Below are 256 nucleotides of genomic sequence, written 5' to 3'. Positions count from 1 at the left end.
ATCTGAAGGAGACCTCTAGAAACCCTCAAAAGAGGCACGAATGGTGCCAGCGGTTTCTCGAAGCGGGCGCGCATCAACTTGAAGAGGTCGGTCCATTCATTGAGCTTGCCAAACCGGTTGAGCTTGAGAAGTGGCTGGCTCGTGAGCGCATTCTGACTGATGCCTCTGAAATGGAGGAAGCCTACATAAGGCTTGTCGCGGGCACCTTCCAGCATGCAGGACAGTGTGATGACCCAATGCAGCGGCAAGAACTGGG

General features: G+C 54.7%; 1 protein-coding gene. It reads right to left on the bottom strand.

Features of this window, described 5'->3' with window-relative positions; all coding sequences use genetic code 11:
* The coding region (locus tag AC0L20_RS41320) for a hypothetical protein (protein WP_473295882.1) at positions 1 to 256 on the bottom strand (256 nt) is incomplete at both ends.

This window comes from Bradyrhizobium sp. Kon58, assembly GCF_055807455.1.
This window is presented reverse-complemented; position numbering and strand designations above follow the sequence as displayed.